Source organism: Rhodococcus gannanensis, assembly GCF_042681175.1.
In the GTDB taxonomy this organism is placed as follows: Bacteria; Actinomycetota; Actinomycetes; order Mycobacteriales; family Mycobacteriaceae; genus Rhodococcus_G; species Rhodococcus_G gannanensis.
Map to the genome: position 1 here is coordinate 20,059 of NZ_JBHUFB010000008.1, position 9,574 is coordinate 29,632.

The window sequence follows — 9,574 nt, forward strand, 5'->3', positions numbered from 1 at the left end:
AGGAGGCGACAGTGAGCGACGAGACCCTGACCACGATCCGCTACGCCGACGACCTCACAATCGGCGAGGTCATCGAACTGGGTGAGTACACGATCGACGAGGACGAACTCGTCGCCTTCGCGCAGCAGTGGGACCCCCAGGGATTTCACGTCGACCGCGAAGTCGCCGCGAACGGCTGGTTCGGCGGACTGATCGCGAGCGGCATCCACTCCATCGCCGTCCTGCAGCGACTCTCGGTGCTGAACGCCTACGGCACCATGGCGGTCATCGCCGGCCGCAACGTGCGGGACGTGCGGTTCCTGCGGCCCGTTCGCCCCGGCGACCTGCTCGTCGGGTCCATGCGCGTCGACGACGTCGTGCTCGACGACCGCGGCCGCGGCCTGGTCACGTTCGCCCAGACGCTGGCCGGCGCCGACGGCACCCCGTTCGTGTCACAGGTCGCGGAGGTATTCGTTCGGCGCCGGCCGGCATGAATCACGCAGCGGTGACCGTCAACTCGGCTCCGCTGCCGCGTCGGATCGTGTTGTAGATCGGGCACGTCGCGACGAACCGCTCACCGAGCGCATCGGCCGAGGACTGCGCGACACCGCGGACCGTGACCCTGATGCGGGTGAACTCGTACCGGGTCGGGTCCTCGGTCCCGCGGGCGTGCTCGGCGTCCACGGTGATGCTCGTGACCGGAATCCCGAGCTCGGCGGCGTTCGCCTCGAAGTTCGCCATCGCGCACGACACCACCGCCGACAGCAGCAGTTCGCCGGCCTGGATCGACTCGCCCGGACCGAGCCGTGAGTCGCTGACCAGATGATTGGTGCGCGCACCCAGGACGAACCTTCCGGGCACACCAGTGATCGTGTGCCCGGACACCGACGCGACTGCCGTTGTTGCCGTGGTCATTTCGCTGCGCTCGGCTGCTTGGGGGCCCGGTTCGACCACTCGCCCGCCTCGGAGCGGTGCAGACCGAGGTTCTCGCGCAGGGTGGCGCCCTCGTACTCGGTGCGGAACAGTCCGCGCTTCTGCAGTTCGGGAACCACCTGGCGGGTGAAGTCCTCGAACCCGCCGGGCTGGTACGGGGCCTGCACCATGAAACCGTCGCAGGCGCCCTCGGTGAACCACTGCTCCAGACCGTCCGCTACATCGGCCCCGGTGCCGACGAATCCGCCCTCGACCCGGCCGCCGTACTGCTTGCCGAGCTCGCGCAGCGTCAGGCCCTCACGTTCGGTGATCTCCCGGACCTCCCGGTAGTGCCCCTCCACACCGGGGACCTCGACGTCCGGCAGTCGCTCGTCCAGTGGGAACGTCGACAGGTCCACGTCCAGGTGGTACGCGAGGGTCGACAGTCCGCCCAGCGGTGGCACGAGGTCGAACAGCAGGTCGGCGGTCTGCCGAGCGACCTCCGTGGTCGGTCCGACGACGGGAGCGATCGACGGCAGGATCTTCACCTGCCGGGGGTCGCGGCCGTGGGCCGCGGCGCGTTCCTTGATCTCGCGGTAGAAGTCCTGCGCGGACTCGAGCGAGGCGTGGCTGCAGAAGATCACATCGGACCAGCGGGCGGCGAAGTCCTTGCCCTTCGCGGAGGCGCCGGCCTGGATCACCACTGGATAGCCCTGCGGGGGGCGCGGAACATTGAGCGGCCCCTGCACCGTGAACCACTCACCCTTGTGGTCGATGGCGTGCACCTTCGACGGCTCGGCGAACAGCGGTGCCTGCGCGTCGAGGACCAGCGCGTCGTCCTCCCAGCTGTCCCACAGCTTGCCCGCGACCTCCAGGAACTCATCGGCCCGCTCGTAGCGCTTCTCCCGCGGAAACTGCTCGTCGCGGTTGAAGTTCCGGGCTTCGGACTCCTGGAACGAGGTCACGACGTTCCATGCGGCACGCCCGGCGGTGAGGTGGTCGAGTGTGGCGAAGGAGCGGGCGACGGTGAACGGCTGCGCGTACGTCGTGGACACCGTCGCGGCGAGGCCGAGGTGCTTCGTGACTGCGCCCATCGAGGTGAGTACGTGCAGCGGGTCGAGGCGCAGCGATCCGAGTGCGCCGTTGCGGAGCTGGCTGTCGGTGCTCGATCCGAAGCGGTCGGGGACGGAGAGGATGTCGGCGAAGAACGCGAGGTCGAACCGGCCGTCCTCGAGGGTGCGGGCGATGTTCTGGTAGTACTCCGCGCCCAGCCAGCCGGGGACGGAATCGGGATACCGCCAGCCACCGGGGCGTCCCGGTCCGGCGGTGACGAACGCGGCGAGATGCATCTGAGAAGACAGTGGGGTCTGAGAAGACATTGGGGAGACCTACTTCGCGAGTTCCTGGTCGACGGCGGACTTGATCGAGTCGAAGCGCGAATCCTGCAGCCACGACGTCACATCCACCTGTTCGGGGTAGATGCCGAGGCGGTGGAAGTTGTCGGCGAGGTCCTGGGTGCCCGCGATCGCGTCCGCTCCGACGGAGGTGAACTGGCCCGCTCCGGAGTACGAGAGGCGTCCGGATTTCACCAGATCCAGGTACACCTGCGCCTCGAGCTCGTTGCCGCCGAACCCGCCGAGCCTGGTGAATTCCGCGACCGCGCCCTCCGGGTTCGCCTCGATCCAGCGCTGGGCGTCGCGCACGTTCCGCACCAGCGTCGCCGCGGCCTCGGGATGGTTGTTCGCGAACGACTCGCTGGCGACGAAGAACGCGTAGTCGTAGGTCTTCACATCGGGCAGCGTCGCGGCGTCGTGCTTGCGGCGTGCGAGTTCGGCGGTCGGCTGCCAGGTGATCCAGGCGTCCACCTTGCCCTGTGCGAACGCCGCTTCGGCGTCCGCGGCGGTGAGGTTGACGTACTCGATGTCGTCGATGGTCAGCCCGGCGGACTCGAGGTACTTCACCAGGCTGTAGGTACCGGTGGTTCCTCGATGGTCGGCAACCTTGCGGCCCTTGAGATCTGCCGCGGACCGGATGTCGGATCCCTTCGGGACGAGCACCTCCACCTCGTCACTCGGCAGGGGGTACGCCACCAGCGGCACGATCGGGACGCCGCCGCCGATCGCGTAGATGACGGCAGTGGCGGTGGCGAACGTGAAGTCGACGCTGCCGGCCTTGATGGCCTCCATCACGGGAAGTGAGGCCGGGAACCCGGTGGGCCACTCCACGGGGACACCGAGGTCGCCGGAGAGGTCGAATCCGCCGAGGTTGTTGCGCAGCAGGGTGCCGGGTTCGGCGTTGCCGTCGCCGATCAGGGCGTACCGAACGCTGGTGAGCGGTCCGCCGTCGGCGGCTGCCGTGTCGGTACCGCAGCCCACGAGGGACAGGGCGGTCAGCCCGAGCAGGCCCGCGCCGGTGGCCTTGAAGAAGCCACGACGGCTGAGGGTCGGGGTGGTGAGGGGAGACATGGAGACCTTTCTGGGGTGAATCTAGGAGTGCAGTGCGCGGTCGGCTTCGAGGAGTCCGTCCAGGAACTCCTCCTTCCAGCCGGCGAGTCGGGCATCGCCGCGGTGACGGGGGCGAGCCTGGTCGATGCGCAGCTCACGGGTGATGCCGCGTTCGGTGAGCAGCAGCACGCGGTCGGACAGGACGAGGGCTTCCTCGACGTCGTGGGTGACGAGCAGGACGGTGCGCGGGTGCTCGTGCAGCACCCGTTCGAGGAGCTGCTGCATGGTGACGCGGGTGATCGCGTCGAGGGCGCCGAACGGCTCGTCGAGGAGCAGGACGTCGGGCTGGTGGAGCAGTGCCCGGGCCAGCGCGACGCGTTGACGCTGCCCTCCGGACAACTCCGAGGGCCAGTCCTTCTCGCGTCCCGCAAGACCGACCTCGCGGAGCAACTCGGCGGCTTCGTCGCGGCGTCCACGGGTGCCGAGCGTGGCGTTGTCGAGGACGTTGCGCCACGGCAGGAGACGGTCCTCCTGGAACATCATCCGAGAGACGACCGCACGGTCGACGGTGGGCTCGACCCGGCCCGACGTGGGCTCCTCGAGCCCGGCGAGGATGCGCAGCAGGGTCGACTTGCCGACGCCGCTGGGGCCGAGGAACGTGACGAACTCGCCCGGGGCGATGGACAGGTCGAGCCGGTCGAGTACCTTCTTGTCGCGGTAGCGGTGGCCGACTCCGAGCAGGTCGAGGCCGACGAGAGTCTCGGTGCCCATCAGCGGATGTCTTTCTGGTAGTTGGGGTTCCATCGCAGAACACGGGCCTCGACGAACCGGATCAGCTGGTCGGCAAGGAGCCCGGCGACGGCGTACAACAGGATCGCGAGGACGATGCGGTCGTTGCGGAGCAGGTCTCTGCCGTTCTGCGCAAGGAACCCGATTCCCTCACTGGTGGCGATGGTCTCGGCGATCACCAGGGTCAGCCAGGCGACGCCGAGGGCGTACCGCAGGCCCGTCAGGATCATCGGCATTGCGCCCGGGACGATGATCTGCCGGATCCGCTCGCCCCGCCCGAGCCCGTAGGACTGCCCGAGCTGAACGAGTTTCGGGTCGACGGTCCGGATGCCGGCGACGGTGTTCAGGTAGACGGGGAAGATCACGCCGAGGGTGACGAGCAGGATCTTCGGCATCTCGCCGATGCCGAATGCCGCGATGAGCAGTGGTACCAGCGCGAGGTGGGGGAGCGCGCGGACCATCTGCAGTGTCCGGTCGACGAGGCCCTCCGCGATGCGGGACAGCCCGACCGCGAAACCGAGGGCGAGGCCGATCGCGGCTCCGATCGTGAAGCCGAGCACGATGCGTCGCAGGCTCACCAGCAGGTGGGACTGCAGTTCTCCCGTCGACCAGAGGGCGCCCGCGGTGTCCGCGACCTTGCTGGGCGGCGGCAGGATCGCCGCCGAGATGACCCCGGTCGACGACGCCCACTGCCAGCCGACCAGAACCAGCACCGGTACGACCCACGGCAGGAGTGCGGTCGGACGTATCCGGGGTGTTCGTCGGCGGACGGGTGGTTCGGTGGTTGCCTGCTGCACTCGGGGTGTGGCCAGCGTGGTGTCAGGCATGTCGTGTCGCCGTTGGCGTGAGTGGTGCGGTGTTCATGGTCCTCCTCGCGTGCTGCGGTGCGAGTGCCATGAAAATGCAGATGAACGCAGATGGCGACATTTGTATACACATGGATTCAAACTCTTCCGCCCGACCCGGAGGCACTGGTAGGCGTATGTCTGTCGATTACCGCGACCATGACGAGGGGGCCTTGGTGCCAGACGACATATCGCCTTACGCGCAGCTACGCGCACGCATCACCGGAGGTGTCCACCTGCCCGGATCACTTCTGGTTCCCGCCACCGTCGGCGTGGAACTCGGGGTGTCGCGCACCCCCGTGCGCGAAGCGCTGCAGCGGCTCGAGTTCGAGGGGCTGGTTACCAAGGTGACACGCGGCTACCTCGTCCGGGTGCGCACCGAGGACGAGGTGATCGCGATCTGCGAGGCCCGCATCGCACTCGAATCCGCGGTCGCGTTCGCGGCGGCCACCCGCCGTTCCGACTTCGACCTCGCCAGGCTCATCGGCCTCTTCGACCGGGCCGTCACGGCGCCCGACGCGGAGACCGCCCTGCGACTGCACAACGACTGGCATTCCGCACTCCGCGTCGCCGCGCACAATCCGACGATCACCGAACTGATGGAGCGCCTCGACGCCCAGCTTGCCGTCTACGACGCGGACGAGTCCAAAGCGCCCGCGAACCTCACGGCCATCGAACACGAGCATCGCGGCATCCACGAGGCCGTCGTCGACGGGGACGGTGAGCGAGCCCGCGCCCTCATGGTCGCGCACCAGGAACGCACCCGTGACATCCGAATTGCGGCGATGGCGGCTCGCTGACGCCCGTCGAGCATGCGAGGGGCCTTCGTCCGGCAGGATGGTCCGTCAGGGGAGGGATGTCGGATGTACTCGGTGGGGGAGTTGGACGCGCGCGCGTCGCGCATTCTGGTGGCAGGCGCGGCCGGTGACGCCGGAGCTCTGCACGCCGTGGGCACCTGGATGGCGGGATTGGCGGCAGTGGACCTGGTCCGAATGGATCAGCGGGTTCGCCGCCGCGTGATGCTGCCTCAGCAGCGCGACGACATCGCCCGCCGGTGGACCGCGGGCCGCCTCGCCGCCCACCCCCGCGCCGCGCTCGTGATGAGCATGGTCCCGGACGGTCACGTGCGTGAGCGCGCCGTCGCCGTTCTCGCGCAGCAACCCGGAACGGACGCGTCCAGGGCGCTCGCCCTGAGGACCTCCGACCACGTCCTCCCGATCCGGGTGGCGGCCTGCGCGGCGACACTCGATCGCACGGAGCCCGACGACCTGGACGCGATCACGCCGGTGCTGCTCGTCCTCAACCGATTCGCCCGTGACTGGCGCAACCCGGTCCTCGGCCGGTACCACACGGTGGCCGGACACAGGTACGAAGACGGTGAGATGTGGGCTCTGTTGCGCGCCAACGAGGATCGGCTCGTACGGCGCTTCGCGGTCGCCCGGAGCATCGAGAACGGCGTGCTCGGCCCGGACGATGCGGCCGCCGCCTATCTCACCGAGAAGGACGTCGTAGTGCAACGTGCATTCGGTCGCCTGCTGCTGCAGGAGGGCGAGCCGACGGTGACGGCGCCGTTGCTGACCCGGGGAGTGTCCGCCTCCGACCGGGCCGGTGCGCTGGCGCGCTTCGACGCCACGGTGCTCGTCCGCGACGACGTCCGGCGACTGCTGGTCGACAGTTCGGTCCTCGTCCGGTTGTGGGCGCGCCGCAGGTGGGCCGAGTTCGGGGAGGATCCGGTGGCCACCTACCGGGATCTCGCCGACTCCGCGACGCTGCCCGCGCGTGCGCGCGGCCGGGCGTGGCTCGGGTTGCGGGAAGCCGGGCGTCCGCCGCATCCGGACGAGATTCGCTCGCTGATCGAGGCGAACGAACCGCCGCTGCGTGCCGTCGCGCTGCGTCTGATGGTGGGGTCGGCCGTCGCGGGCGACGTCCCCGGTCTCGTCGCGCGAATCGTCGCGGGCACCCGCGGCGAGGCCAGGTTGGCCACCAACGTGCTCGCAGCTCAACCCGTGCTCTGGCGGCCGGCCGATCTCGACGATCTGTGGGACGACCCCGACCCGGAGACCCGGCGCCGGGCGTGGGTGCTCGAACGCGCGCGCGGCGGATGGGACGCCGTCGTCGCGGATCTGCGGGCCTGTGGTGACGGTGACCCCGCACTGAGGGCGGCGGCGTTGTCGGTGACGGCGGCGCTACCGGTGCACGGGGCGGCTACGCCCGCGCACCGTGACCGGATCGCCGATCTGCTTCCGGGCAGCGGCCTCGCCGAGTCGCAGCGGCGCGCGATCGCGGTGTCGGCGGGCGTCGTGTCGGGTCCCTGACACGGGCGTCCCGGTCACGATCCCGCGGGCAGTGACGTGAAGTCGGGTTCGCGTCCCTCGGCGAACGCGACAAGTGCCTCGATGTTCGCGGGGCCGCCCATCAGTTCGGCGAAGGCTGCGTTCTCCCGCTGCCGGGCGGCGGCGATCTCCGCGCGCAGCGGCGCCGTCATCGTCCTCTTGACCGCCATCAGGCTCGAGATCGGCTTGGCGGCGAGGGTGTCCGCGTGAGTGCGGGCGGTGGCGAGAAGATCGTCCGGCTCGCACACCTGGAAGACGAGGCCCATCTCCTTGGCCTGCTCGGCCCGGATCCACTCGGAACTCATCAGGACCCAGGCGGCGTTCTGCCGCCCGATGAGCGTCGGCAGCAGGAAACTCGACGCCGCCTCCGGTGCGACGCCGAGCCCGGTGAACGGGCACTTCAGCTTCGCGGTCGTGGACATGAACGCGAGGTCGGCGAACCCGATGATGGTGGTGCCGATTCCCAGTCCGAGCCCGTTGACCGCGACGATCAGCGGCTTCGGGAACTCGGTGAGGGCGTCGATCAGGCCGAGGAATCCGTGCTTGCCCGGCTGGAAGTTCGGGTCGCTGGTGCGGGCGTGCATCTCCCGGAGGTCGGTGCCCGCGCTGAACGCGCGTCCGTTGCCGGTGAGCAGCACGACCGCCACCGACGGGTCCTCCGCGGCGTCCCGGAGGGCCTCGGTCGTCGCGTCGTAGAGGGCCTCGTCGAACGCGTTGAGCGCGTCGGGTCGGTCGAGGGTCAGTGTTCGCACGCGCGCGCGGTCGTCGATGAGGATGCTCATGCCCCGCATGGTAGAACGTGTTGCAGTTCGTTGGGGTGGATCCTGCGTGCGCTGTCGGCATCGGCGATCTGTCCTAGGGTGACGGAATGGGAGCCTTCGAACCAGGAAGACGCCTGCGGGTCGTGCCCACCGACCCGGACGAGCTGCGCGCCTTCGTCGAGGGCATCGACAGCGCGTCGCCCTTCCCGAACGGCGGCGCCGTCGCCTACCGGATCCGCGTCACCCTGGACGGCGTCATGCCGCCGGTGTGGCGCAGCGTGACCGTCCGGTCGACGTCGCGGCTCGACGAACTCCACGACGTACTGCAGACGGTGATGGGGTGGAACGACTCGCACCTGCACCAGTGGCGGCGTCCCGCACCGGAGAATCCGGGCGTCGTGGACCGGTTCGCGACACGCTCGTGCATCGAGGACGGCTTCGCCGACGGTGCCCGCTGCGAGGACATGACGCGCCTCGACGACGTCCTCACCATCCCGGGCGACGTGATGGTGTACGAGTACGACTTCGGCGACGGCTGGGAGCACACGATCCTGCTCGAAGGGATCGACAGCGACGAGTCACCGGAGGATGCCCTGTGCCTCGCGGGTGAACGCGCCTGTCCGCCGGAGGACTGCGGCGGAGTGCCCGGATACGCGCGCCTGCTCGCGGTGCTCGCCGATCGCGAGCACTCGGACCACGTGTCGCTGAGCGTCTGGTCCGGAGGGTTCGATCCCGAGGCGTTCTCGGTCGACGACGTCAACGCCCTGCTCGCGGCGCGTGACGCGATGGACCTGTACCCGCCGGTGACCGGATCGCGGATCGAACAGGTGCTCGCGCGGATCCCGTACCAGGCTGCACCGCACGTGCACGCCCTGATGACCCGCGCTCACCTCCAGGTGCGGTTCGACCAGTCGATCGACGACGTCATGGACGGTGCCCTGACGCACCTGCGGTGGCTGCTGCGCCGGATCGGTGACGACGGCATCGCCCTGACGCAATCGGGTTACGTGCCTCCCGTCCATGTCAAGGCCGCGCGCGACGAGCTCGACTGGGGTGATCGGCGCGTCGGGAACAGTGACCGCGAGACCGACAACCCGCACTTCGAGCGGCTGCGTGACTCTGCTCGCGCCCTCGGACTGACCCGCAAGTACCGCGGGCAGCTGGTCCTGACGAAGCGCGGGTCCACGGCGCTCGCCCGAGACCAGGAGTTGTGGGACGAGGTGCGCACAGGGCTGCCGCTCGGACGGGAGCGGATCGAACTCGAGGCGGGCCACCTCGTGCTGCTCACCGTCGCGGCGGGCGCGTCGTGGAGCGAACGCCGCAGGGCCATGGTCGAGGGTCTCGCCGCACTCGGCTGGCGCAATCCGGACGGCAGCGCATTGAACGCCTTCGACGCATCGTGGGTGGCCGCGGCGACCGAGGACTTCCTCAGCACCATCGGCGCACTCGGCCCGTTCGACGGGGTGCCCCCGGACTGGGCGCGGGGCTTCGCGCAGATCGTGCTGTCCACC

At 69.5% G+C, this 9,574-nt stretch carries 10 protein-coding genes; 4 read left to right on the forward strand and 6 right to left on the reverse strand.

The genetic code is table 11. The features are described 5' to 3' along the window. Nucleotides 1-11: 11 nt before the first annotated feature. Nucleotides 12-473, forward strand: coding sequence for a MaoC/PaaZ C-terminal domain-containing protein (locus tag ACFSJG_RS05910; RefSeq protein WP_378484287.1), 462 nt, complete (start codon nt 12-14; stop codon nt 471-473). 1 nt (nt 474) lies between these two features. Here the strand turns inward: ACFSJG_RS05910 and ACFSJG_RS05915 are convergent, their stop codons facing one another. From ACFSJG_RS05915 to ACFSJG_RS05935, 5 genes are read right to left on the reverse strand one after another with little or no spacing between them, the layout of a single operon-like run. Further along, nucleotides 475-840 (reverse strand): OsmC family protein, encoded by a 366-nt coding sequence (locus ACFSJG_RS05915; RefSeq protein WP_378484288.1) that lies wholly within the window; start codon nt 838-840, stop codon nt 475-477. 50 nt (nt 841-890) lie between these two features. Continuing rightward, a complete protein-coding gene (locus ACFSJG_RS05920) occupies nt 891-2,240 on the reverse strand; it encodes an LLM class flavin-dependent oxidoreductase (RefSeq protein ID WP_378484444.1) in 1,350 nt (449 codons plus the stop codon). A gap of 39 nt (nt 2,241-2,279) precedes the next feature. Beyond that, entirely contained in the window at nt 2,280-3,356 is a 1,077-nt protein-coding gene (locus tag ACFSJG_RS05925; protein ID WP_378484289.1) for an NrtA/SsuA/CpmA family ABC transporter substrate-binding protein, read from the reverse strand. 21 nt (nt 3,357-3,377) lie between these two features. Next, nucleotides 3,378-4,106 (reverse strand): ABC transporter ATP-binding protein, encoded by a 729-nt coding sequence (locus tag ACFSJG_RS05930; protein WP_378484290.1) that lies wholly within the window; start codon nt 4,104-4,106, stop codon nt 3,378-3,380. Next, a complete protein-coding gene (locus tag ACFSJG_RS05935) occupies nt 4,106-4,837 on the reverse strand; it encodes an ABC transporter permease (protein ID WP_378484291.1) in 732 nt (243 codons plus the stop codon). Before ACFSJG_RS05935 ends, ACFSJG_RS05930 begins: the two co-directional genes overlap by 1 nt. A 308-nt stretch (nt 4,838-5,145) precedes the next feature. On the opposite strand from ACFSJG_RS05935, the gene ACFSJG_RS05940 reads away from it, so the two are divergent. Continuing rightward, nucleotides 5,146-5,769, forward strand: coding sequence for a GntR family transcriptional regulator (locus ACFSJG_RS05940; RefSeq protein ID WP_378484292.1), 624 nt, complete (start codon nt 5,146-5,148; stop codon nt 5,767-5,769). 63 nt (nt 5,770-5,832) lie between these two features. Next, on the forward strand, nt 5,833-7,284 hold the full coding sequence (locus ACFSJG_RS05945) for a hypothetical protein (RefSeq protein ID WP_378484293.1): 1,452 nt from the start codon (nt 5,833-5,835) through the stop codon (nt 7,282-7,284). Between the two features lie 14 nt (nt 7,285-7,298). On the opposite strand, the gene ACFSJG_RS05950 is transcribed toward ACFSJG_RS05945, so the two are convergent. After that, complete coding sequence (locus ACFSJG_RS05950; protein ID WP_378484294.1) at nt 7,299-8,084, reverse strand: enoyl-CoA hydratase/isomerase family protein; 786 nt, start codon at nt 8,082-8,084, stop codon at nt 7,299-7,301. An 86-nt stretch (nt 8,085-8,170) separates the two neighbouring features. On the opposite strand from ACFSJG_RS05950, the gene ACFSJG_RS05955 reads away from it, so the two are divergent. Then, the coding region (locus ACFSJG_RS05955) for a plasmid pRiA4b ORF-3 family protein (protein WP_378484295.1) at nt 8,171-9,574 on the forward strand (1,404 nt) is incomplete at its 3' end.

Excerpts from the sequence above, each read along its gene's own strand:
- ACFSJG_RS05920 (WP_378484444.1), bottom strand. The coding sequence starts at position 2,240 with ATGCATCTCGCCGCGTTCGTCACCGCCGGACCGGGACGCCCCGGTGGC.
- ACFSJG_RS05925 (WP_378484289.1), bottom strand. The coding sequence starts at position 3,356 with ATGTCTCCCCTCACCACCCCGACCCTCAGCCGTCGTGGCTTCTTCAAG.
- ACFSJG_RS05930 (WP_378484290.1), bottom strand. The coding sequence starts at position 4,106 with ATGGGCACCGAGACTCTCGTCGGCCTCGACCTGCTCGGAGTCGGCCAC.
- ACFSJG_RS05945 (WP_378484293.1), top strand. The coding sequence starts at position 5,833 with ATGTACTCGGTGGGGGAGTTGGACGCGCGCGCGTCGCGCATTCTGGTG.
- ACFSJG_RS05950 (WP_378484294.1), bottom strand. The coding sequence starts at position 8,084 with ATGAGCATCCTCATCGACGACCGCGCGCGCGTGCGAACACTGACCCTC.